The sequence below is a fragment of the Microbacterium sp. GW821-FHT01D02 genome (assembly GCF_059422585.1).
Genome location: NZ_JBWKXB010000002.1, coordinates 828,741 through 851,596 on the forward strand (window position 1 = coordinate 828,741; position 22,856 = coordinate 851,596).

The 22,856-nt window shown below is 69.6% G+C and carries 23 protein-coding genes; 6 read left to right on the forward strand and 17 right to left on the reverse strand.

Going from position 1 to position 22,856, the window contains the following annotated elements; all coding sequences use genetic code 11:
* Positions 1–95 precede the first annotated feature (95 nt).
* The 6 genes from AC07VM_RS12730 to AC07VM_RS12755 form a co-directional block, all read right to left on the reverse strand.
* Positions 96–1,091, reverse strand: a complete 996-nt coding sequence (locus tag AC07VM_RS12730; RefSeq protein ID WP_494911718.1) for a LacI family DNA-binding transcriptional regulator — start codon at positions 1,089–1,091, stop codon at positions 96–98.
* 109 nt (positions 1,092–1,200) lie between these two features.
* A complete protein-coding gene (locus AC07VM_RS12735) occupies positions 1,201–1,722 on the reverse strand; it encodes a DUF6578 domain-containing protein (protein ID WP_494911534.1) in 522 nt (173 codons plus the stop codon).
* Positions 1,723–1,756: 34 nt separating this feature from the next.
* Positions 1,757–3,187: a GH1 family beta-glucosidase gene (locus AC07VM_RS12740; RefSeq protein WP_494911536.1), complete on the reverse strand. Its 1,431-nt coding sequence runs from the start codon at positions 3,185–3,187 to the stop codon at positions 1,757–1,759.
* A 5-nt stretch (positions 3,188–3,192) separates the two neighbouring features.
* Positions 3,193–4,083 carry a carbohydrate ABC transporter permease gene (locus AC07VM_RS12745; RefSeq protein WP_494911537.1) on the reverse strand — a complete coding sequence of 297 codons (891 nt, stop codon included), beginning with the start codon at positions 4,081–4,083 and terminating at the stop codon, positions 3,193–3,195.
* Positions 4,080–5,171 (reverse strand): carbohydrate ABC transporter permease, encoded by a 1,092-nt coding sequence (locus tag AC07VM_RS12750; RefSeq protein ID WP_494911539.1) that lies wholly within the window; start codon positions 5,169–5,171, stop codon positions 4,080–4,082. Before AC07VM_RS12750 ends, AC07VM_RS12745 begins: the two co-directional genes overlap by 4 nt.
* Before the next feature lie 122 nt (positions 5,172–5,293).
* Complete coding sequence (locus AC07VM_RS12755; protein WP_267417029.1) at positions 5,294–6,604, reverse strand: ABC transporter substrate-binding protein; 1,311 nt, start codon at positions 6,602–6,604, stop codon at positions 5,294–5,296.
* Between the two features lie 136 nt (positions 6,605–6,740).
* Here AC07VM_RS12755 and AC07VM_RS12760 point away from each other — a divergent pair, with 136 nt between their 5' ends.
* From AC07VM_RS12760 to purQ, 3 genes are all read left to right on the forward strand, one after another.
* A complete protein-coding gene (locus tag AC07VM_RS12760) occupies positions 6,741–7,274 on the forward strand; it encodes an adenine phosphoribosyltransferase (RefSeq protein ID WP_267417028.1) in 534 nt (177 codons plus the stop codon).
* Positions 7,275–7,485: 211 nt separating this feature from the next.
* Positions 7,486–7,734 carry a phosphoribosylformylglycinamidine synthase subunit PurS gene (purS, locus tag AC07VM_RS12765; protein ID WP_267417027.1) on the forward strand — a complete coding sequence of 83 codons (249 nt, stop codon included), beginning with the start codon at positions 7,486–7,488 and terminating at the stop codon, positions 7,732–7,734.
* Entirely contained in the window at positions 7,731–8,438 is a 708-nt protein-coding gene (purQ, locus tag AC07VM_RS12770; RefSeq protein ID WP_267417025.1) for a phosphoribosylformylglycinamidine synthase subunit PurQ, read from the forward strand. The genes purS and purQ overlap by 4 nt, the downstream gene beginning before the upstream one ends.
* Before the next feature lie 9 nt (positions 8,439–8,447).
* On the opposite strand, the gene AC07VM_RS12775 is transcribed toward purQ, so the two are convergent.
* Positions 8,448–9,710, reverse strand: coding sequence for a hypothetical protein (locus AC07VM_RS12775; RefSeq protein WP_494911542.1), 1,263 nt, complete (start codon positions 9,708–9,710; stop codon positions 8,448–8,450).
* A 196-nt stretch (positions 9,711–9,906) separates the two neighbouring features.
* Entirely contained in the window at positions 9,907–10,335 is a 429-nt protein-coding gene (locus AC07VM_RS12780) for a DUF1761 domain-containing protein (protein WP_267417022.1), read from the reverse strand.
* 107 nt (positions 10,336–10,442) lie between these two features.
* On the opposite strand from AC07VM_RS12780, the gene AC07VM_RS12785 reads away from it, so the two are divergent.
* Both AC07VM_RS12785 and AC07VM_RS12790 read left to right on the forward strand, forming a co-directional pair.
* Complete coding sequence (locus tag AC07VM_RS12785) at positions 10,443–12,104, forward strand: glycoside hydrolase family 13 protein (RefSeq protein ID WP_494911544.1); 1,662 nt, start codon at positions 10,443–10,445, stop codon at positions 12,102–12,104.
* A gap of 93 nt (positions 12,105–12,197) precedes the next feature.
* A complete protein-coding gene (locus AC07VM_RS12790) occupies positions 12,198–13,205 on the forward strand; it encodes a LacI family DNA-binding transcriptional regulator (RefSeq protein ID WP_494911545.1) in 1,008 nt (335 codons plus the stop codon).
* Between the two features lie 27 nt (positions 13,206–13,232).
* Here AC07VM_RS12790 and AC07VM_RS12795 read toward each other — a convergent pair whose 3' ends face one another.
* The 4 genes from AC07VM_RS12795 to fdxA are packed head-to-tail and all read right to left on the reverse strand — an operon-like array spanning position 13,233 to position 16,062.
* Positions 13,233–13,862 (reverse strand): superoxide dismutase, encoded by a 630-nt coding sequence (locus AC07VM_RS12795; RefSeq protein ID WP_267417019.1) that lies wholly within the window; start codon positions 13,860–13,862, stop codon positions 13,233–13,235.
* Positions 13,863–13,874: 12 nt separating this feature from the next.
* Positions 13,875–14,384, reverse strand: coding sequence for a flavin reductase family protein (locus AC07VM_RS12800; protein WP_267417018.1), 510 nt, complete (start codon positions 14,382–14,384; stop codon positions 13,875–13,877).
* Entirely contained in the window at positions 14,381–15,739 is a 1,359-nt protein-coding gene (locus tag AC07VM_RS12805; RefSeq protein WP_494911548.1) for an FAD-dependent oxidoreductase, read from the reverse strand. The genes AC07VM_RS12800 and AC07VM_RS12805 overlap by 4 nt, the downstream gene beginning before the upstream one ends.
* Positions 15,736–16,062 carry a ferredoxin gene (gene fdxA, locus AC07VM_RS12810; protein ID WP_494911550.1) on the reverse strand — a complete coding sequence of 109 codons (327 nt, stop codon included), beginning with the start codon at positions 16,060–16,062 and terminating at the stop codon, positions 15,736–15,738. The genes AC07VM_RS12805 and fdxA overlap by 4 nt, the downstream gene beginning before the upstream one ends.
* 119 nt (positions 16,063–16,181) lie before the next feature.
* On the opposite strand from fdxA, the gene soxR reads away from it, so the two are divergent.
* Positions 16,182–16,631 (forward strand): redox-sensitive transcriptional activator SoxR, encoded by a 450-nt coding sequence (soxR, locus tag AC07VM_RS12815; protein WP_267417015.1) that lies wholly within the window; start codon positions 16,182–16,184, stop codon positions 16,629–16,631.
* Between the two features lie 105 nt (positions 16,632–16,736).
* On the opposite strand, the gene AC07VM_RS12820 is transcribed toward soxR, so the two are convergent.
* From AC07VM_RS12820 to AC07VM_RS12840, 5 genes are read right to left on the reverse strand one after another with little or no spacing between them, the layout of a single operon-like run.
* On the reverse strand, positions 16,737–18,983 hold the full coding sequence (locus AC07VM_RS12820) for an exo-beta-d-1,3/1,6-glucosidase (protein WP_494911552.1): 2,247 nt from the start codon (positions 18,981–18,983) through the stop codon (positions 16,737–16,739).
* Complete coding sequence (locus AC07VM_RS12825; protein ID WP_494911553.1) at positions 18,983–20,098, reverse strand: ABC transporter permease; 1,116 nt, start codon at positions 20,096–20,098, stop codon at positions 18,983–18,985. Before AC07VM_RS12825 ends, AC07VM_RS12820 begins: the two co-directional genes overlap by 1 nt.
* 1 nt (position 20,099) lies before the next feature.
* The gene (locus tag AC07VM_RS12830; protein WP_267417011.1) at positions 20,100–21,188 is read right to left on the reverse strand and encodes an ABC transporter permease; all 1,089 of its coding nucleotides are present in this window, start codon (positions 21,186–21,188) and stop codon (positions 20,100–20,102) included.
* Positions 21,185–21,991 carry an ABC transporter ATP-binding protein gene (locus tag AC07VM_RS12835; protein WP_494911554.1) on the reverse strand — a complete coding sequence of 269 codons (807 nt, stop codon included), beginning with the start codon at positions 21,989–21,991 and terminating at the stop codon, positions 21,185–21,187. The genes AC07VM_RS12830 and AC07VM_RS12835 overlap by 4 nt, the downstream gene beginning before the upstream one ends.
* A complete protein-coding gene (locus AC07VM_RS12840) occupies positions 21,988–22,812 on the reverse strand; it encodes an ABC transporter ATP-binding protein (RefSeq protein WP_267417006.1) in 825 nt (274 codons plus the stop codon). Before AC07VM_RS12840 ends, AC07VM_RS12835 begins: the two co-directional genes overlap by 4 nt.
* Positions 22,813–22,856 lie beyond the last annotated feature (44 nt).

Here is a 22,856-nt window from a genome sequence, read left to right on the forward strand (position 1 = left end):
TTGCCGTGCGATCCAGACGCACGGGTGCGTCCCTGGCCCGGAGGGGGCGCCAGGGCCGCATCCGTGTTCCTCCCCCGCTCACGCGGAGGTATCGCTCACGCGGAGGCGCGCACCACGAGCTCGGTCGGAAGGATGGTCGTGCGCGCAGGGTCCTCGCCCGCCAGACGCGCGAGCAGGACACCGGCCATCGCCTCGCCCTGCGCGTACATCGGCTGCCGCATCGTGGTCAGCGGCGGGTCGGTGGTCAGGGCCACGGAGGAGTCGTCGAAGCCGACCAGGGCGATGTCCTCCGGCACCCGGACGCCCGCCGCGCGCAGCGCCGTCAGGGCGCCGCGCGCCATCAGGTCGCTGGCCACGAAGATCGCATCCGGACGCCCGCCGTCGAGGAGTCGTCGTGCGGCGTCCGCTCCGCTCGCCTCGCTGTAGTCGCCCTCCTCCTCCGCGTACGGGGTGAGGCCGGCATCCGCCAACGCAGCCCGGAACCCCCACACGCGGTCGTCCGAGGCGACCATGGTCAGGGGACCGGAGATCGTCGCGATGCGCGTCCGACCGATGTCGACCAGCCGACGTGTCGCGGTCTTCGCTCCCGCGACGTTGTCGACGTCGACCACGTAGTCCCCTTCGCGGCGGCGCACCGGACGTCCGCCGTAGACGACGGGCACGGCATCCGCGATGCGGTCGATGAACGCGTCGCTGGTGTGGTGCGACACGATCAGCGCACCGTCGACGCCGCCGTTGCGCACGAAGCTGGTCATCTTGTCGCCGGGGTCGTCGCTGGCGATGAGCAGGTTGAGGAGGTAGTCCGAGCCGCCGAGCGCGCCCGTGATGCCGGCGACGATGGCCGCGAAGAACGGATCGCCGAAGAAGCGCGTGGTGTCCTCGGGGATGATGAGGGCGATGGCGTGCGTCTGCCGTGAAGCCAGCGATCGGGCCGCCCGGTTGGGCACGTAGTTCAGCTCGTCGATCGCGGTGCGGACGGCGGCGAGCGCCTCCGGGCTCACGGCCGTCGACCCGTTCACGACCCGCGACACCGTCGATCGGGAGACGCCCGCAGCGGACGCCACCTCTTCGATGGTCGCTCGGGGCGACATCATCGTTCGCACTCTTCCATCGCCCTATTCTCACTGGTCGCGGCGGTCAGCACCGACCGTCTCGCTCCGAGTCGCGCAAATGATCGCATCCGGCCTTCCCTGCGACCCGTCACGCGATTCCGGTGCCGGGTGGGGTCTCCTCGACGTCGACGAGCCATCCGGTCCGTCGACGGTGCCGCTCCTCGACACCGTCGGACGGCACAGATGGTCCGTGGTCCTCGACGACCGGGAGCGGCACTCCCCGGACAGATGCCCGTCGGGTCGAATCGGGTACCCGTTCGATGCGGACTCCCTGTCGCGGGACCCGTGCTCCCGCAGGCACCCCGTCCGGACGCCGCCGGTCGTCGGACGGCCGGGCCCGGGCGAACGGATCGACGAAGTATTCGAACCTGCGCTCGACCACCTCGTGCGTGATCTCGTGCACGGCCACGACCCTGCCGCGCACCCGATCCACGTACTCCTCGTCGTGGTGCGACTCCAGCGCATCGACGGTGCCGGTCAGCTCCGCCCCCAGCTCGTCGACCAGGACCTCCGGATCACGCGACCGGATGCCGAAGTCGACCCGATCGCCGATCTCGAACGGATCCCCGCAGCATGCCCACTCCCACGGGGTGAGCCACACACGCGTCATCCGGCCAGACTAACCCCGACCTGCGAGGGCCCGATCAGAGCTCGCGGGCGGCGATGATGCGGGCGTACTCCCGGCCCGAGTCCTTCAGCGTGCGCTCCTGGGTGTCGTAATCGACACGGACGATGCCGAAGCGCTTGTCGTAGCCCCAGGCCCACTCGTAGTTGTCGAACATCGACCAGTAGAAGTAGCCGCGGACGTCCACCCCCGACTCCGCGGCGTCGAGCACCGCATCCAGGTGCCGTCGGAGGAACTCGGTGCGGTCGGCGTCGTGCACGCGGGTCTCGCCGTCTTCGACCACCGCCACGTCGTCATACGCGGCACCGTTCTCGGTCATGGAGAGGACGGTGCCCGCCGGCTCGGCGTACTCGGTCCAGACCCGCTGCAGCACCCGGGTGAGACCCTCGGGCTGCACCTCCCAGTTCTGCGCGGTGCGGGGCAGGCCGCGCTCGACCGAATGGATGCCGTCGCTCGACGGGTACGGGCTGCGACCCTGACGCTGAGTCGCGGGGCCGCCGGAGACCGGGGGCTCGGCCGGTGCCGTGCCCGAGACGAAGTCGCCGTGGTAGTAGTTCACGCCCTGCGTGTCGATGCGCTGCGCGATCGTGTCGAGGTCGCCGTCGCGGACCGCGGCCTCGAACTGCGCCACCGCGTCCGCATCGACCGCGCGGATGTCCTCCACGATGTCGGCGGGGTAGCTGCCGCGGTAGATCGGGTCGAGGAACCAGCGGTTGAACTGTCCGTCCACCCGACGGGCGGCGTCGACGTCGGCCGCGTTCTGCGGGTCGGCCGGGTCGGCGACGGTGTGGTTCAGGGTGATGCCGAGGTTGAGCGAGGCGTCACGCCCGCGCAGCTCCTGCACCGTCTTCCCGTGCGCGAGCAGCAGGTGGTGCGAGGCGAGCAGCCCCTCCGCGATGCTGGTGTGACCGGGTGCGTGCTCCCCGGCCGTGTAGGAGAGGAACGACGAGCACCACGGCTCGTTCAGCGTGGTCCACACGTTCACCCGGTCGCCCAGGGCGTCGTGCATGGTGCCCGCGTACTCCAGGAAGCGGTCCACCGTGTCGCGGTTCGTCCAGCCCCCGACTTCCTGCAGCGCCTGCGGCATGTCCCAGTGGTACAGCGTCAGCCAGGGCAGGATGTCGGCGGCGAGCAGCTCGTCGACCAGTCGCTCGTAGAAGTCGACCCCGGCGGGGTTCACGGCTCCGCCGTCGGGACGCACGCGCGACCACGAGGTCGAGAAGCGGTACGTCTGCAGGCCGAGCTCGGTCATCAGCGCGACGTCCTCGCTGTGACGGTGATAGTGATCACACGCCACATCGCCGTTGTCGCCGTTGATCACCGCGCCGGGCACGCGGGCGAACGCGTCCCAGATGGATGCGGTGCGCCCGTCCTCGAAGGCCGCCCCCTCGATCTGGTACGCCGCGGTCGCGGCGCCGAAGAGGAAGTTCTCGGGGAAGGAGCGGGTCATAGGGGTCATCCTTTCACCGCGCCCGCCATGATGCCACTGACCAGCTGGCGACCCGCGACCACGAAGAGCACGAGCAGCGGAAGGGTCGCGAGCACCGCACCGGCGAGCACGATCGAGTAGTCGATGTAGTACCCCGACTGCAGCTGGCTGAGCGCCGTCTGCAGGGTCGGGTTCTGCGGGGAGAGCACGATCAGCGGCCACAGGTAGTCGGTCCACGCCGTCATGAAGGTGAAGAGTCCGAGGATCGCCATGGCCGGCCGCGCCGCGGGGAGTCCGACGGTCAGGAACGTGCGGAACTGATTGGCACCGTCCATGCGGGCGGCCTCGATCAGCTCGTCCGGGATGACGTCCACCAGATACTGCCGCATGAAGAAGACGCCGAACGCGGTGACGAGCGTCGGCACGATGACCGCCCCGATCGAACCGGTCCAGCCGAGCTCGCGCATCAGCATGAACAGCGGGATGATGCCCAGCTGCGTCGGGATCGCCATGGTCGCGATCACGAAGATCATCAGCCCGTCGCGGCCCTTGAAGCGGAGCTTCGCGAACGCGTAGCCCGCGAGCGTCGAGAACGTGACGACCGAGAGGGTGATGATGCCCGAGATCAGGAACGAGTTGCCGAGGGCGAGCCAGAAGGGGATCGCATCGAACACCTTGGCCGCGTTGGCGAGGAAGTTGCCGCCGGGGATCAGCGGCAGCGTCTCGCCGCGGGTCGCGTTCGTGCCGCTGGCGACCACGACCGACCACCACAGCGGATACACGCTGCCGATGATGAAGGCGGCGAGCAGCCCGTAGGTGAGGAAGCCGGGGCGGCTGCCGATGCCGGCGGTTCCGCCGGCTGCACCGCGGCGACGACGGATCTTCTCGGGGACGCTCAGCGCCTGCGTGGCGGTCATCGCGCGTTCTCCTCGGTTGTGGTGGCGATCGTCGTTCCGGCGGCGGCGGCGCTCGTCGCGGCCGCGGCGTCCGTGCGCGCGCGGCGACGGGCCGCGCGGTTCTTGGGGGCGTCTCCGGTGGAGATGCGCCGGGAGATCAGGAAGTTGATCACGCCGATTCCGACGATCAGCAGGAAGAGCAGGATGGCGACGGCGGATGCCTCCCCGAGGTTCCGTCGGAAGAAGGCGAGCTCCCAGAGGAACAGCACCGTCGTCTGGAACTGTCGGTCGCTGCCGCCGATGCCGCCCGCGGTCGACACGTCGAACAGGCGCGGCTCGGCGAAGATCTGCAGGCCGCCGATCGTCGCGGTGATGATCACGAAGATCAGCGTCGGGCGGATCGTGGGGATGGTGATCGAGAAGAAGCGGCGTGCGGCGCCGGCCCCGTCGAGCGCGGCCGATTCGTAGAGGTCGCGCGGCACGGCCTGCATCGCGGCCAGCAGGATCAGGGCGTTGTAGCCCGTCCACCGGAAGTTCACCATGACGGCGATCGCGATGTGCGACAGTGCGGTGTTGTGCTTCCACTCCTGGTCGGCGATGCCGATGAGGTTGAGCAGGTTGTTGGCCAGGCCGTCGGCCTCGTTGAAGATGCTCGAGAAGATGATGGCGACCGCGACCGGGGTGACCACGAACGGGATCAGCACGCTCATCCGCCAGAAGGTGGGTGCGCGCAGCCCGCGGTCGAGGAGGTAGGCGATCACGAGGGCCACGGCCAGCTGCGGGATCGCGGAGAGCAGGAAGATGCTCAGGGTGTTGCCGATCGAGTTCCAGAACATGGAGTCGCCGAGGATCTCCACGAAGTTGCCGACCCCGACGAACTCGCCCTCGCCCTTGAGCAGGTCCCACTCGTGAACCGCCACCCAGACGGTGTAGAGCAGCGGGAACAGGCCGACCAGCCCGAACAGCAGGAAGAACGGCGAGATGTAGAAGTACGGCGAGGCGTTCTGGTCGAACCGGGAGACCCGGTGGCGCCAGGAGCGCTTCGGCGGAGCATCCTTCTGCGCGGATGCCGTCTCGCGGCGTTCCGCGGGCGGGGCGGTGAGTGTCATGGGGTGTCCTTTGGAAGTGCGGGTGCGCGTTTCATCTCGCTGCGCCCGCCCGGCAACCGGTGTGAGTACCGGTCGTCGGGCGAGCGCGGTGGAGCCGAGCGGGACGAGACGCCCGCAGGGGGTCAGTCGACGAGCTCGTTCAGGAGCTTGATCGCCTGATCCCAGGAGCCCTGCGTGTCGGTCTCACCGCGGTCGAGGCTACTGAGAGCCGGCCCGAAGACGTTCTCCTGGATGACCGAGTCGTCGGCGCCCTTGAACTGCGCCACGACGCCCTTGGCGCGCTCGGCGAGGATCGCACCGGTCGGAGCGTCGTTGAAGAACGGGTTCGGCGTCGCGTCGGCGGCGAGCGTCTCCTGCGCCTTGATCGTCGACGGGAAGTTGCCCGCCGCGGCGGACTGCTTCACCTGCTGCTCGGGCTGCGTCAGCCAGTCGGCGAGCTCAGCAGCCGCCTTCTTGTGCTGCGAGGACTCCGGGATCGACAGGAACGCGCCGCCCCAGTTGGCCGCGCCACCGGGGAACACGTCGGCGAAGTCCCAGCCGGTGGAAGCGTCGCCGCCGCCGGCCTCGACCTGCCCCTGCACGACGCCGAGCATCCAGCCCGGGCACACGAAGGTCGCGAAGGTGCCGTCGACGAACGACTTGCCGCCGTTCCAGTCCCAGGCGGTCTGGGCGGCGGACTGGCCGCCCTCGGTCGCAGCGCCCAGCAGCTCGAAGCGCTCCTTGAGCTCGGCGTTGTCCTCGACGTTCAGCTTCCCGTCGGCGGTGTAGTACCCCTCGTCGAGCTGGTTGACCATGGCGTTCCAGACGAAGCCGGAGTGGTCGTACCAGGCCTTGCCGGTCTTCGCGGTGTAGTCGGCGCCGACCTGGAAGTAGTTCTCCCAGTCGCCGTTGAGGAGCTCGGCCACCGACTCGCGGTCGCTCGGGAGTCCGGCCGCCTCGAACGCGGCGCCGTTGTAGCAGATGCCGCTCGGGCCGATGTCGGTGCCGTAGCCGATCACGCGGCCCTCGGCATCGGTCGCCTGGCCGTACTTCCAGTCGACCCAGTCGTCCTTGCGGTCTTCGATGCCGTAGTCGCGGAGGTCCACGAAGGTGTCGGAGACGTCCATGATGGCCCCGAGCCAGCCCTCCTCGATCGCGACGACGTCGCTGAGGCCGGATCCGGCGGCGATCTTGGTGAACGCATCGGTGCGGGCGTTGCCACCCGTGTCGATGTTGGTCGCCTCGATCTTCACGTTCGGATGCGCCTTCTCGTACTCCTTGTAGAGGTCGTCGTAGCCGAAGGTGCCGAACGTGGTGACGGTCAGCGTGACATCCTCGTCGGCGCTTCCTCCTGCGGAATCGTCGGTGCTGCCGGAGCAGCCGGCCAGGGCGAGGGCGGAGACGGATGCCAGGGCGGCGGTCACGAGGATCCGGTGGCGGGCACGTGTGTTCACAGTTCACTCCTTTGTGGTGGTCGCGCGGTGTGTGATGCGTCGGGGCGTCGTGGGAGCGCTCCCACGAACTGAGCAGTCACTCTATGGGAGCGCTCCCACGGTGTCAAGCCATGCTGGCGGGAGGTACCCTTGGGCAGTGCCCGAAGCCACGCTCTCCCCTGCCCTCGTCCGCGCCGAAGCCCTGATCCGCAACGTGCCGGACTACCCGGCGCCGGGCATCATCTTCCGCGACATCACGCCGCTCCTCGCCGATGCCGAGGCACTGCGGGTGACGACCGAGGCCATCATCGAGCCCTTCGCCGGCCAGTTCGACGTGATCGCCGGCATCGAGGCCCGCGGTTTCATCCTCGCCAGCGCCGCCGCCATCGCCGCAGGAGTGGGGCTCATCCCGATCCGCAAGGCCGGCAAGCTGCCGCGCCCCGCGGCATCCGTCGACTACGCCCTGGAGTACGGCACCGCCACGATCGAGATGCACGACGACCTGCCCGCCGGCTCCCGCGTGCTGCTGATCGACGACGTGCTCGCCACCGGCGGGACGCTCGCCGCCGGACGGGAACTCGTCGAGCGCCTCGGCAGCCACGTCATCGGCATCTCGGTGCTCTTCGAGATCGACGGCCTGGGCGGCCGCGAAGCCGTCGGCGACCTCCACACCGTCTTCCACTCCGCCTGACCCCCCTCCTTCCTCTCCCCCCTCCTTCGTCACCTCCGTCGAGTGCACGGGTACTCGACGAGTGCACGGCATCCGCGCGCGTACCGGCCGTGCGCTCGGCAGCAAGCCGTGCACTCGGCGGCCGGGGCCGGCACCGGGACGCCGGGGAGGAGCGCGGGGCCGGGGGCAGTAGACTGGTGGCGCCCGTCCGCCCGCGACTCTTGGAGCCGTCATGCCCACCATCGTCGTCGACGTCATGCCCAAGCCCGAACTGCTCGACCCGCAGGGGAAGGCCGTCTCCGGCGCCTTCGCCCGTCTCGGTGTCGAGGGCTTCACCGACGTCCGCATCGGCAAGCGCTTCGAGCTCACCGTCGAGGGCGAGGTCACCGACGAGGTTCTCGCCGAGGCCCAGCGCATCGCCGACGAGGTGCTCTCCAACTCCGTGATCGAGGATGTCGTCGGCATCGAGGTCGCGGAGTGACCGCTCGCATCGGCGTCATCACCTTCCCCGGCTCGCTCGACGACCGCGACGCGCAGCGCGCCGTCCGCATCGCCGGCGCCGAGCCCGTCGCCCTGTGGCACGGCTCGCACGACCTCGAGGGCGTCGACGCACTCGTCCTCCCCGGTGGCTTCAGCTACGGCGACTACCTGCGCGCCGGCGCGATCGCCGCGCTCTCGCCGATCATGAACGAGGTCAAGGATGCTGCGGCCAAGGGCATGCCCGTGCTCGGCATCTGCAACGGCTTCCAGATGCTGGTCGAGGCGCACCTGCTCCCCGGCGGGCTGATCCGCAACAACCATCAGCACTTCGTGCGTCGCGACCAGAAGCTCACGGTCGAGAACTCCGACACCGCCTGGACCAACGCCTTCCGCACCGGCCAGGAGATCGTCATCCCGCTCAAGAACGCCGACGGCGGCTACATCGCCGACGAGCAGACCCTCGACCGCATCGAGGGCGAGGGCCTCGTGGCCTTCCGGTACGCGGGCGTGAACCCGAACGGCTCCCTCCGCGACATCGCGGGTCTCACGAACGAGGCGGGCAACGTGGTCGGCCTGATGCCGCACCCCGAGCACGCCACCGAGCCGGGCTTCGGCCCCGACACCGCGTCCGCCATGCGCAGCGGTGTCGACGGACTCGATTTCTTCACGAGCGCCATCGCCGCGGTCGCCCGCGTCGCCGCGTAACCCGCGGCGTCAGTCGGCCGGGAGGTCGAAGGGGTTGTCCCCCGCCGCCGCGAGCAGGTACCAGGCCGTGGCGCCGGTGTGCAGACTCGCGTAGTAGAGGTCTCCGAAGCCGGAGTCGAGGCCGTCGTTCGAGGTCGCGACGATGCCCTTGCCGTCACCGTTCGCGGCATCGCGCTGCGCCAGACGGATGCTGCTGAGCAGCGACTCGGCCCGGTCGGCACCCCCCGCCCCGTCGCGCAGCCGGAGGGCGAGAGCAAGGTGCCCGCTGCCCTCGAACCAGGCCTTCGACACGTCGACCTCGCTGATCGACGGTCCCGTGTAGGGGCCATCGGTCGCGATCAGGTTCCCGAGGGTCCAGTCCAGGGCCGCCCCGTAGCGCGGATCACCGGTGGCGAGGTAACTCCACGTCTGCGCGTCCAGCGGGATGGGGCGGGTGTTGATCGTCGCCCCGTCGAGGCCCGTACCGGTGTTCACGTGCCCGTCGGCACTCTGCATCGCCGCGACGAATCCAGCGGCGACGGCCGCCCGCTCCGCCCACACCGGATCGTCGGTGAGCTGCGCCAACTGCGTGAAGAACCCGGACACGTCGCTGTTGTGCTCGGTCGACTTCCAGGTCAGCGAGGTGCCGTCCTCGATCTGGCCGCCGGTGTAGCCGTACGGGGCCCGGACGGTGTCGGCCGTGTTGTCCTGGATCCACTGCCCGACGCGCAGCGCACCGTCGAGGTAGCGGGAGTCGCCGGTCGCATGAGCGAGCCGCGCGAGGGCCAACCCGACCCAGGCCTGGTTCCCCGTGAACGTGCCCGGCCCGGTGATCTCGACCCGACCCTGACGGATGCCGTGCGGTTCGTAGGACGCGCGGGTGCGGCCGTCGCCGATCGGATCGTTGTCCTGCACGAAGAGCAGCGTGTCGCCGATCGCCCGCGCGCGCCGGATGTCGTCCGGGAGGCCGCGGGCTGTGTACGCGATGACCACCAGCGCGTCGTCATAGACGAAGGAGGGCGTGAAGTCCCAGCTCGAGGTCGTGAAGAACCCGCCCTCGTAGCTGCGCGGAAGGCAGTGCCCGGCGCCGTCGCAGAACTCGTCGACCCGCGCATCCAGGAACTCGTAGGCCAGGGCGACCGACCGCGTCGGGTCGAGGGAGTCCGCCTCGGCCGGATCATCCGCCGCGGCGCCGACGCCCAGCGCGGCGGGAGCCGCACCGGCGAGCACGGCGGCGGCGACGAGCGCAGCGGCCACCATCCACGGCACGGGTCGGCGCGACGAAACGGGCATCAGGGCTCCTCGGACGGAACCGCGGTCCGGCGAGGCGGTCCGCGGGCGACCAAGAGGTCACAGAAGAAGCCTGGCGCGTGCGCACACCCCGGGGAAGCGGCGAAAGTCTAGGATCGCCCTGCCGTTCGGCGAAAACGATGCAGCGTTCGGCGAGGACGATGCAGCGTTCGGCGACGACGATGCGTTCGGCGACGACCTAGCCCAGGGCCGGCGGCCACACCCCGATGATCAGGGCCATGACCACCACCGTGACCAGCTCGTGCGCGATGTTCAGCGTGGTCAGGCGGGTGGAGCGCCCCTCGAACGCGTCGTGCGTGATGAAGCGCGCGGCCGTGAATCCGGCCCAGAGCGTGACGGCCGTGACGATCGCGCCCCAGAAGTACGATCCGCCGTAGAAGTGCCAGGCGATCGACGAGGCCCCGGCCAGGACCCAGGCCGTGATGAAGCTGACGATGACCGTGGTGATGATGGGCCACATCGCCGTCGCCGCCGGGCGGTCCATGTCGACGTTCGCGAGCTTCGACCACCGCGTGCCGAACACCTTGGGCGCGTACCAGACCGAGCCGACGATCATGCTCGACGCGGTCGCCAGCAGCACCGCCCAGTAGTTGATCTCGGGAACCATGACAGCCTCCACTCATCGGATGCCTCACCATACTCCCGGGCCTCCGTGTCGAACCGATTCGATTGCCGCTCTGGCAAGAATGTAAGCGTTTGCAGTAGCCTGTTCGCATGGCACAGCTTGAGCAGATCGCAGCCCCCGGTTCCGAGTGGTGGCGCAGCGCCGTCATCTACCAGATCTACCCCCGTTCCTTCGCCGACGCCTCGGGCGACGGCATCGGCGACCTGCCGGGGATCACCAGTCGACTCGACTCCCTCCAGGAGCTCGGCGTCGACGCGATCTGGCTGAGCCCCTTCATGACCAGCCCGCAGCGCGACGCCGGCTACGACGTCGCGGACTACCGCGACGTCGACCCGCTGTTCGGCACACTGGCCGACTTCGACGACATGCTCGCGGCCGCGCACGCGCGCGACATCCGCGTGGTCGTCGACCTGGTCCCGAACCACTCGTCCGACCAGCACGTCTGGTTCCAGGAGGCCCTCAAGGCCGCGCCGGGCAGCCCCGAGCGTGCGCGCTACATCTTCCGCGACGGCAAGGGCGAGAACGGCGAGCTCCCGCCGAACAACTGGCAGTCCGTGTTCGGCGGTGGCATGTGGGAGCGCATCACCGAGGCCGACGGCACCCCCGGCCAGTGGTACCTGCACATCTTCGACGCCACGCAGCCCGACTTCGACTGGACCAACGAGGAGGTGCGCGAGGAGTTCCGCTCCATCCTGCGCTTCTGGCTCGACCGCGGTGTCGACGGCTTCCGCGTCGACGTCGCCCACGGCATGATCAAGGCCGACGGCCTGCCCGACTACACGCCTCCGGCCGACGCCGACTCGATGGGCGGCGGCGAGCAGAACGTGCCGTACTGGGGTCAGGATGGCGTGCACGACATCTACCGTGACTGGCACAAGATCCTCGCGGAGTACGACGGCGACCGCGCGCTGTGCGGCGAGGCCTGGATGCCGACGCTGAAGCAGACCGCCCTCTGGGTGCGTCCGGACGAGATGCACCAGACCTTCAACTTCCCGTACCTGCTCACGCCGTGGAACGCGAAGGCACTCGGCGACGTCATCCGCGAGTCCCTCGACGACTTCGGCGCGGTCGGCGCCCCGAGCACGTGGGTGCTGTCGAACCACGACGTGGTGCGCCACGCCTCGCGCCTGGCGCTCACGGCCGACAACCCGCAGGGCGAGGGCATCGGCCCGAACACCCCGGACAAGCCCGACACGGCGATCGGCCTGGCCCGCGCCCGCGCCGCGACCACGCTGATGCTGGCCCTCCCCGGCTCGTCGTACCTGTACCAGGGCGAGGAGCTCGGACTTCCCGAGGCCATGGAGATCCCGGACGAGTTCCGTCAGGACCCGACCTGGTTCCGCACGAACGGCGAGCGCTACGGGCGCGACGGATGCCGCGTGCCGCTCCCCTGGGAGGCGGAGGCTCCGGCCTTCGGCTTCAACGAGACCGGTCTGTCGTGGCTGCCCCAGCCGGCGGAGTGGGCGACCTACGCCCGCGACGTCGAGGAGGTCGACCCGGGCTCGACGCTCGCGCTGTACAAGCGCCTGCTCGCCGCCCGTCGCGAGCACGGCTTCGGCTTGGGCTCGCTCATCTGGGAGGATGCCGGAGCCGACGCAGTGGCCTTCCGCCGCGGCGACGTGCACGTGGTCGCGAACCTCGGCACCGAGCCGATCGAGCTGCCGGCCGACGCGAGCGTGATGCTGAAGAGCCAGCCGTTCGACGGCTCGTCGATCCCGGTCGACACCGCCGTCTGGTACACCACGGTCTGACCCGCCGAACACCGCGTTCCGGTCGCGGATCCCGTCCCTCGCCCATCGTGAGACGACGGGAACCGCGACCGGAACGACTTCTCAGAGGAACACATGGCCAGCATCGATGAGGTCGCCCGGCTCGCCGGGGTCTCCACCGCGACCGTCTCGCGCGCGCTCAGCGGCCGCGGCCACGTGTCCGAGTCCGCGAGGGAGCGGGTGCAGGCCGCGGCCCAGTCCCTCGGCTACGTGGTCTCCTCGCGCGCATCGAGCCTCGCGTCCGGACGCACCCGCAACATCGGGGTCGTCGTCCCGTTCCTCGACCGGTGGTTCTTCAGCACGGTGCTGTCCGGCGTCTCGGCCGCGCTCATGCGGGCGGGCTACGACATCACGCTCTACAACATCACCGCCGACAAGGACGTGCGCCGGCATGTGTTCGACACCTTCCTGCGCCGACAGCGCGTGGACGCCGTGATCGCCGTGTCGATCGAGCTCGACGAGGACGAGACGCAGCACCTGCTCGACCTCGGGCTCCCCGTGATCGCGATCGGCGGCCCGAACCCGAAGCTCGACACCCTCACGGTCGACGACGTGGCGGTGGCGCAGCTGGCGACCGAGCACCTGATCAGCCTCGGCCACACCGACATCGCGCACATCGGCGCCAACCCCGAGTTCGACATCGACTTCCACATCCCGACCAACCGCCGCCTGGGCTTCGAGAGGGCCCTGGCGAAGGCCGGCATCCCGCTCGATCACGCCTTCCTGGAGCCGGCGGACTTCACGGTCGAGGGCGGCTATCGGGCAGCCAAGCAGCTGCTCGGACGACCGGGCCCCCGGCCGACCGCGGTGTTCGCCGCGTCGGACGAGATGGCGATCGGGGCTCTCCTCGCCGCACGCGACCTCGGCTTCAGCGTGCCGGAGGAGCTGTCGATCGTGGGCATCGACGGCCACGAGCTCGGCGAGTTCTTCCGCCTCACGACTGTCGACCAGTTCCCGCTCGGGCAGGGGGAACGCGCGGCGGATGCGGTGCTGGCGAAGCTCACCGCCCCGGATGCCGTGCACATCCCCTCGGCCCTGCCCTACGAGCTGAACGTACGAGGGACGACCGCCCGCTTCCTGTAGCGCGGAGACGGGCGATCGCCCGGAGCGTCAGCTCGCGACGATGAGGCCCTGGGTCGCGGTGCGGGCGGCCTCGAAGCGGCGCTGCACGTCGGGCCAGTTCACGAGGTTCCAGAACGCCTTGACGTAGTCGGCGCGCACGTTGAGGTAGTCGAGGTAGTACGCGTGCTCCCAGACGTCGAGCTGCAGCAGCGGGGTGACGCCCAGGGGCGCGTTGCCCTGCTGGTCGAACAGCTGGAAGATCACGGGGCGGGCGCCCACGCTGTCCCAGGCGAGGACGGCCCAGCCCGATCCCTGCACGCCCAGCGCGGTGGCGGTGAAGTGCGCGCGGAAGGCATCGATCGAACCGAACGCGTCGACGAGCGCGGCCTCGAGCTCGCCCTCGGGAGCCCCGCCGCCCTCGGGCGAGAGGTTCTGCCAGAACACCGAGTGGTTGATGTGGCCGCCGAGGTTGAACGCGAGGTCCTTCTCGAGCTTGTTGACGTTCGCGAGGTCACCGGCGCTGCGGGCCGTCGCGAGCTGCTCGAGGGCCGTGTTCGCGCCCGTCACGTAGGCCTGGTGGTGCTTGGAGTGGTGCAGCTCCATGATCTTGCCGGAGATGTGCGGCTCCAGCGCCGAGTAGTCGTAGGGGAGCTCGGGGAGCGTGTAGAGAGTGGACATGACGTCTTCCTTTCAGTGGTGGGTGTCGTGCGGAAGGGCGTGGAAGCGACGGTCGAGGTAGACGAGCGGACGGCCCGGCTCACCGGGCAGCACCTCGAGCACCTCGGCGATCACCACGGTCGACGAGCCGACCGGCACCGTCTGGAGGGTGCGGCAGCGCAGCGCGACCCGGGCCTCCGGGAGATGCGGCTCGCCGGTCGGCAGCGTCGACCAGCCCTGATCGGGCGTGAAGCGCTCCGAGCCGCTGACCGCGAAGCTCTGCGCGAGGGCGGAGTGCTCGTCGTCGATGAGGTGCACGACGAACGTGGCCGCCCCGAGGATCGCGCCGGCGGAACCGGTCGCCCTCGTGACCGAGAACACGATCGCGGCGGGGTCGACCGCCACCGACGCGACGCTCGACGCGGTGAGTCCGACCGGACCGTCGGGTGTCGATGCCGTGATGATGGCGACGCCGGCGGGGTGCGTGCGGAACGCGTCCTTGAGCCCCTCGCCGACGGTGGTGGGTACTGGTGTCGCGGTCATCGGCCGGCCTCCGTCATCTGCTCCTGCTTCGCGTGTTCGAGCATCTCTCCGCGCTCGACGATCTTGGTGCGCTCGCGCCCGCGCGCGGCCCCCGCCCCGCGCTCGGCCGCGTCGATGCGCAGCCAGCCGTCGAGGTCGATCTCGTGCGCGAGGCGTGCGGACGGATCGGCATCGCTCCCCGCGCCGTCGACGGCCTCGAGGTCGTCGACGAGGTGGTGGACGGTCTGCGCCGCATCCGACTTCGTCGAGCCGATCAGGCCGACCGGTCCGCGCTTGATCCAGCCCGTCGCGTACAGCCGCGGGATGGGTGCGCCCGCAGCATCGAGGACCCGGCCCTCCGCGTGCGGGACGACGCCGAGATCGGCGTCGAACGGCATCCCCGGAACCGGGGTGGAACGGTATCCGACAGCCCGGTAGACCGCTCCGACGTCGTAGCGCAGCAGCTCGCCGGTGCCGACCATGCGGCCCAGCTCGTCGGAGGCCGTGCACTCCATCTCGATGCCGGTCACCCGGTCCGTGCCCAGCAGGCGCACCGGGCGCTGCCGCAGGTGCAGGTGGATGCGGCGTGAGGCCGTGCGGCTCGCGGGATCGAGGGCCGCCCATTCGGTCAGGGTGCGCACGATGATGCGGCGCTGCGAGAACTGCGCGATCATCCGCTCGGCGTGCTCGTCCAGGGCGAGTTCGTCCGGGTCGACGATCACGTCGACGTCGTCCTGCTCGGCGAGCTCCCGCAGCTCCAGCGCGGAGAAGCGCACATCGGCGGGTCCCCGGCGTGCGAACAGGTGCACGTCGCGCAGCGGGCTGGCGGCGAGTTGGTCGAGCACCGCGTCCGGGGTGTCGGTGTGGGTCAGCTGCGAGGCGTGCTTGGCGAGGATCCTCGTGACGTCGAGCGCGACGTTCCCCGCCCCGAGCACGGCGACCGACTCGGCCGCGAGCGGCCAGGTGCGCGACACATCGGGATGCCCGTCGTACCAGGCGACGAAGTCGGCCGCGCCGAAGGAGCCGGGCAGGTCGATGCCGGGGATGTCGAGGCTGACGTCGAGGTCGGCACCGGTCGCGACGATCACGCCGTCATACGCTGCACGGAGCTCGTCGATCGCGATGTCGACGCCGATCTCGACGTTGCAGCGCAGCCGGATGCGCGGGTTCACGAGCACGTCGTGCAGCGCATCCGTGATCTTGCGGATGCGCGGATGGTCGGGAGCGACGCCGTAGCGCACGAGCCCGTAGGGAGCCGGCAGCTTCTCGAACAGGTCGATCGATGCGGTCGGCGCGAGCCCGAGGAGGATGTCGGCGGCGTAGATGCCGGCGGGTCCCGCCCCGACGATGGCGATGCGCGGTTCGTGGACGGTCATGCGTGCTCCCCCTGCGGTGCGAGCGCCGCGATGATCGGGTGGTCGAACGTGAGCATCCCCGTCTTGGCTGCGCCTCCCGGGGATCCGAGCTCGTCGAAGAACTCGACGTTCGCCTTGTAGTAGTCCTGCCACTCGTCGGGCAGGTCGTCCTCGTAGTAGATGGCCTCGACCGGGCACACCGGCTCGCAGGCGCCGCAGTCGACGCACTCGTCCGGGTGGATGTACAACGACCGTTCACCCTCGTAGATGCAGTCGACGGGGCACTCGTCGATGCAGGCCTTGTCCTTCACATCGACGCACGGCAGGGCGATCACATAGGTCATCGCGGGGTCTTCGTTCGGGTCACGCTGTCCTCGTTCGGTCGATCGGCCCATTCCTGAGCCACTCGTCCACCGTAAAACCTCAAGTACACTTGAAGTCAAATCGAGGGAAAGGCAGCCGGATGAGTCCGCACGCACCCGACGAAGCTCTGACGATCGGCGAGATGACCCGGCGCACCGGTGTCGCCGCCTCCGCCCTGCACTTCTACGAGACCCTCGGGCTCATCGCCTCCACCCGCACGCCCGGCAATCAGCGCCGCTACGCGCGGCACATGCTGCGGCGGGTCTCGCTCATCACCGTCGCCAAGCGCCTCGGCATCCCGCTGTCCGACGTGCAGACCGCCTTCGCGGACGTGCCGCTGACCGAGACCCCGAGCCATGCCGACTGGCAGCGGGCCTCGCGCCGGTGGAAGCGAGAGCTGGAGAAGCGGCGCGAAGGGATCGAGCGGCTCGAACGCGAACTCACCGGATGCATCGGCTGCGGCTGCCTGTCGATGAAGGCGTGCGGCCTGCTCAACCCCGACGACGCGCTCGGCACCCAGGGCTCCGGCCCCCAGCGCTTGCAGGACTGACCCCGCCCGTCGACGCCGAGACCCACGTCACCCCGGGACCCGCGCCGCACATGGGCGGCGGGGTATCGGCGACGGACGTGGGTCTCGGTGCGGAAGCGGACGCGGTCAGGCGACGGAGAAGTCGGCGGAGAGCAGCACCTCGTCGCGCGAGCTCGGGCCGACCAGCAGCTCGAAGTCGCCCGCCTCGATGATGCGGTCGCCCGCCGCGTCGACGATGGTGCAGTCCGCGACCGGGAGCTCCACGCGCACACGGGCGGACTCCCCCGGGGCGAGGTCCACCTGGCGATAGGCCTTGAGCTCCTTGTCCGTCCAGCTCACGCTCGTCACGGAGTCCCGCACGTACACCTGCACGGTCTCGCGGGCCGGGCGCGTGCCGGTGTTCGCGACCGTGACGTGTCCGACGATCGTGTCGTCGCGGCCGAGCTCGAGGGACTCCAGCTCCAGGTCGGAGTACTCGATCGTCGTGTACGACAGCCCCTCGCCGAACGCCCAGGCGGGCGACTGCGTGAGGTCGGCGTACCGGTCGCCGTGCTGTCCGCGGATCTGGTTGTAGTACGTCGGCTGCTGGCCCACGTGGCGCGCGAACGAGATGGGCAGGCGACCGGAGGGCTCGACCGCACCGGCGACGATCTCGGCGATCGCGCGCCCACCCTGCATGCCCGGGTTCGCCGCCCAGATCACGGCGGCGGCCTGCGAGGCGGATGCCGGGAGCACGAGCGGCTTGGAGGCGAGCAGGACCACGACGACGGGCTTGCCGGTCGCGATGAGCGCGTCGATCAGAGCGTTCTGCCCGCCGATGAGCTCGAGCGTCGCGGTCGAGCGCCCTTCGCCGACGAGCTCGATCCGGTCGCCGACGACGGCCACCACGACGTCGGAGTCGGAAGCTGCGGCCACGGCCTCGGCGATCAGCTCGGCGTCCGGGGCGCACGGCTTCACGACGGGCGGACGCGGCTGCTTGTCCGGGAAGAACGGACCCTGCGGGTCTTCCTCCAGCGTGAGGATGTCGGCGCCGCGGGCGTGCGTGACGCTCCAGCCGTCGATGCCCTGCAGGCCGTCGAGCACGGTCGTGATCATCTCGCGCGGCTGACCGTCGAGCCACCCGGCCTGCCCGGATCCGCCCGCCCAGTCGCCGAGCTGCGTCTGCGCGTCATCGGCGAGCGGTCCCACCACGGCCACCTTCAGCGCCGCAGCGGGGTCGAGCGGCAGCACACCGTCGTTCTCGAGCAGCACGATCGAGCGGCGGGCCGTCTCCAGGTTCAGCTCCGCGTGCGCGGCACTGCCGACGACGGCATCCAGCTCCGCTCCCGGCAGGCGCGGGTTCTCGAAGAGTCCGAGCTCGAACTTCAGCGTCAGGATGCGGGCGGCGGCCTCGTCGAAGGCGTCCTCCGCGAGCATGCCCTTGGCGACGGCATCCAGGGCGCCCTCGTAGAACGACGGCGTCGTCATGATCATGTCGTTGCCGGCTCGCACCGCCGCCGCGGCGGCGTGCGTGATGTCGGGCTGGATCCGCTGCTCCCACACCATCCGACCGACGTTGTCCCAGTCGGTGATGAGCGTGCCGGTGTAGCCCCACTCGCCGCGCAGCACATCGCTGAGCAGCCAGTCGTTCGTCGTGATCGGCACACCGTCGGTGGTCTGGTAGCCGAGCATGAAGGTGCGGCATCCCTCACGGGCGACGCGCTCGAACGGCGGCAGGAACCACGAGCGCAGCTTGCGGCGCGAGATGTCGGCCTCGCTGGCGTCGCGTCCGCCCTGCGTCTCGGAGTAGCCGGCGAAGTGCTTCGCCGTCGCGAGGATGGCCGTGGGGTCTTCCAGCCCTTCGCCCTGGTAGCCGCGCACCATCGCGGACGCGAGCTCGCCGATCAGGAACGGGTCTTCGCCGAACGTCTCGCTGATGCGGCCCCAGCGCAGGTCGCGGGCGATGCACAGCACCGGCGAGAAGGTCCAGTGGATGCCGGTGATGGCGACTTCCTCCGCCGTCGCGCGGGCCACGCGCTCGAGCAGATCCGCATCCCACGACGCGGCCATGCCCAGCTGGGTCGGGTAGATCGTCGCACCCGGCCAGAACGAGTGCCCGTGGATGCAGTCCTCCCCGACCAGCAGCGGGATGCGCAGGCGGGTCTGGGCGGTGAGCTCGTTGGCGCGGATGATGCGCTCCGGCGAGGTGTGCAGGATCGACCCCGCGTGACGACGTCCGATGTGGTCATCGAGGTCGTCGCGGGCGTCGAGCTGAAGCATCTGCCCGACCTTCTCCTCGAGGGTCATGCGTCCGAGGAGGTCGGCCACGCGCTCGGGGATCGAGAGGGCGGGGTCCTGGTAGGGAAGAACCGTGGTCAGGGTCTGAGAGGTCATCACTTCGTGTTCTGGGTCGAGGTCGTCGAGGAGTCGGAAGCCGTCGAGGCTACGGGATCGGGGGTCTTCTTCGGCAGCGGCACGCTGCGGACGACCGTGACGGCGTCGTTCACGTTCAGCCCCTTCTTCTTCATCGCCCTGGCCCGCTCCCCGGCCGAGCGCAGGCGCGGGTTGACGTACTCGTCGATGCCGAAGTTGATGAGCGAGAGGGCGACGCCGATGATGGCGATGCAGAGGCCCGCAGGCACGTACCACCACCACAAACGCGGGAAGGCGCCGTTCTGCTGCGCCCAGAACAGGATGGTGCCCCAGTTCAGGTTGCTCACCGGGATCACGCCGATGAACGCCAGAGTGGTGAGTCCGAGGATGGCGGCGGTCACGGTGCCGACGAAGCTCGACGCGATGAGCGCCATGAGGTTCGGCAGCATCTCGACGGTGATGATGCGACGCAGCGGCTCGCCGTTGGCGCGCGCGGCCTGGATGAAGTCGCGGTTGCGCAGCGACATGGTCTGGGCGCGCAGCACACGCGCACCCCACGCCCAGCCGGTGATCCCGAGCACCGCCGCGATCACGATGAGCGGCGGGTTCTCGAACTGCGAGGCGATGATGATGATCAGCGGGATCCCGGGGATCACCAGGAACACGTTCGTCAGTGCCGACAGCGACTCGCTCTTCCAGCCGCGCACGTAGCCGGCGATCACGCCGATCGTGATCGCGATGATCGTGGCGATGAACGCGGCGAGGAAGCCGACCACGATCACGCCGCGGGTGCCGAAGATGATCTGGCTCAGGACGTCTTCGCCCATGTGCGTCGTGCCCAGCCAGTGCTCCCAGGAGGGCGGCTGCCGGAGCGCCGTGCGGTCCTTCTGGGTCGGTCCGTACGGGGCGATCCACGGTGCGAGGATCGCGATGAGCACGAAGACGCCGAGGATGATGAGGCCCGCGACCGACTTGGGGTTGCGGAACATCGCGAACGCCTGGCCGAGCTGCGACCAGAAGGTCTTGCGCGGCGGCTCGCCGGCCGGCGACGTGCGCAGGGTCGCGGTCTCGGGCATGCCGGAGACGACGGCCGATCCGTCGGGAGCGGTGCTCGCTGCGGTGGTGGGAACAGTCATGTCAGGACTCCATCTGGCGCGTGCGCGGATCGAGGTAGGCGTAGACCACATCGGCGAGGATGTTGGCCACGAGCACGGACAGCGTGATCACCAGGAACACGCCCTGCATCAGGGCGAAGTCCTTGGCGTTGGTCGCGTCGAGCAGGAGCTTTCCGACGCCCGGGTAGCTGAACACCATCTCCATCACGATCGTGCCGCCGACGATGAAGCCGATCGACAGCGCGAAGCTCTGGATCTGCGGCAGCACCGCGTTGCGGGCGGCGTAGCCCCACAGCACCCGCTTGTTGGGCATGCCCTTGGCCTGCGCGACCGTGATGTAGTCGTCGTCGAGGACGGTGAGCATCATGTTGCGCATGCCGAGGACCCAGCCGCCGAGCGAGGCGACCACGATGGTCAGCGCCGGCAGGGTGCCGTGCATGATCACCTGGCCGATGAAGTCGAAGCTCCACTCCGGGGACTGCCCCTTGTCGTAGGCGTGCGAGGAGGGGAACCACTTCAGGGTCGACGAGAAGATCGCGATCGCGATGAGGCCGAGCCAGAAGTACGGGATCGTGTTGAAGAAGGTCGTCACGGGGATGATCGCGTCGAGCTTGCTGCCGCGCTTCCAGCCGACGATGGCGCCGGCGACCGTGCCGATCGCGAACGAGATGATGGTCGCGATGCCGACGAGTCCGAGCGTCCAGGGCAGCGCCGAGGCGAGCACCTCGGCGACCGGGCGCAGGCCGTGCAGCGTCGAGATGCCGAGGTCGCCGCGCAGCAGCATCCCCCAGTACTCGATGTACTGCTGCCAGAGCGACTTGTCGGTGTCGATGCCGAGCAGGATGCGCAGGGCATCGGCCGCCTCGGGGCTGACGTTGCGGTTGCGCGCGAGATACGAGCTGACCGCGTCGCCCTTCATGAGGCGCGGCAGGAAGAAGTTGATCGTGATGGCCGCCCACAGCGTGAACAGGTAGAAGCCCGCGCGGCCGGCGAAGAAGCGCCACGGGAACTTCCGGCGCCCGCGTTCGGCGGTGGTCGCGGTGGTGCCGACCTCGAGCGCGTCGCGGGCGACGAGGTCGTTGTCGTCGAGCTGGGGGAACGCGGTGCTCACAGGGCACCTCCCGTCGGAGTCGCCGACGCGAAGTGCTTGTCCGGGTCGGGGGAAGCGGCTCGCAGCTCTCGTGTGTACGGGTCCTGCGGGTTGAGGATGACGTCGTCGGCGGCGCCGTACTCCACGACGCGGCCCTGGTTGAGGACCATGATCTCGTCGCTGAAGTGACGGGCGGTGGCGAGGTCGTGGGTGATGTAGAGCACGCCGAGCCCCTCCTCGCGCTGCAGGTCGGCGAGCAGGTTCAGAACGCCGAGGCGGATCGAGACGTCGAGCATCGAGACCGGCTCGTCGGCGACGAGGAGCGAGGGACGCGAGGCCAGGGCGCGCGCGATCGCGACACGCTGCCGCTGCCCACCGGACAGCTCGTGCGGGCGACGGTCGATCACGGCATCCGCATCCAGGCGCACGCGCTCGAGGAGCCGCCGGACCTCATCCTCGGTCTCCTTCTTGGGCACCACGTTGTCGAGACGGATCGGGCGCTCCACGTGGTACCGGATCGAGTGGTACGGGTTGAGCGAGGCGAACGGGTCCTGGAACACCATGCGCAGCTGCTGACGGTACTTGCGCAGGCCCTTGCCGCGACGCGGGATGGGCTTGCCGTCGAGCAGCACCTCGCCGCTGGTCGGGGCCTCGAGCTGGGTGAGGATCTTCGCGATCGTGGACTTGCCGCTGCCGGACTGCCCGACCAGGCCGATCGTCTGACCCGAGGTCAGGGTGAAGCTCACGTCGTCGAGGGCCTTGATCTGGCCGGCCCCGCGGACGTTGTACGCCTTCGTGACGTTGCGGAATTCGAGGGTGGTCATCGCACCAGCACCCCTCTCTCCCCGGTCAGGCGGGGGAACGAGGACAGCAGCGTCTTCGTGTACTCGTGCTCGGGCTGCGTCCAGATGTGCTCGGCGCTGGCGAGCTCGATGATCTCGCCCTCGCGCATGATCGCGATCCGGTCGCTGATCTCCAGGAGGAGAGGGAGGTCGTGGGTGATGAAGATCACCGAGAAGCCGAACTCGTGCCGCAGCTGCGAGATCTGCTTCAGGATCTCGCGCTGCACCAGCACGTCGAGCGCCGTGGTCGGCTCGTCCATCACCATGAGCTGCGGGCGCAGCGCCAGGGCCATCGCGATCATGACGCGCTGCCGCATTCCGCCGGAGAGCTCGTGCGGGAAGGAGCGCACGCGCTGGCGTCCGACCTTGACGATCTCGAGCAGCTCCTCGGCCTCGGCACGCCGCTGCCTGCGGTTCATGTCGGGACGGTGGATCTCGAAGACGTCCTCCAGCTGCGAGCCGATCGTCGCGACCGGGTTCAGGGCGTTCATCGCCCCCTGGAACACCATCGACACCTTGTCCCAGCGGAAGCGCTGCATCGCATCCACGTCGAGCGCGTTGATGTCGATGTCGACGCCGGTGACGTCGTGGAAGGTCACGCTGCCGTTCGTGATGACGGCGGGTGCGCGCAGCAGACGCTGCACGCCGTAGGCGAGCGTCGTCTTGCCGCAGCCGCTCTCACCGGCGAGACCGAGGATCTCACCGCGCTGCAGTTCGAGGGTCACGTTCTTCACCGCCTCGACGGGCGGATCGACGTCGTACACGACCGAGAAGTCGCGCACGCTGAGCAGGGGGTCTGGCATGGGGATGTCTTTCGTGTGGGGCGTCCTCGCGGCGCGTTTCGTCT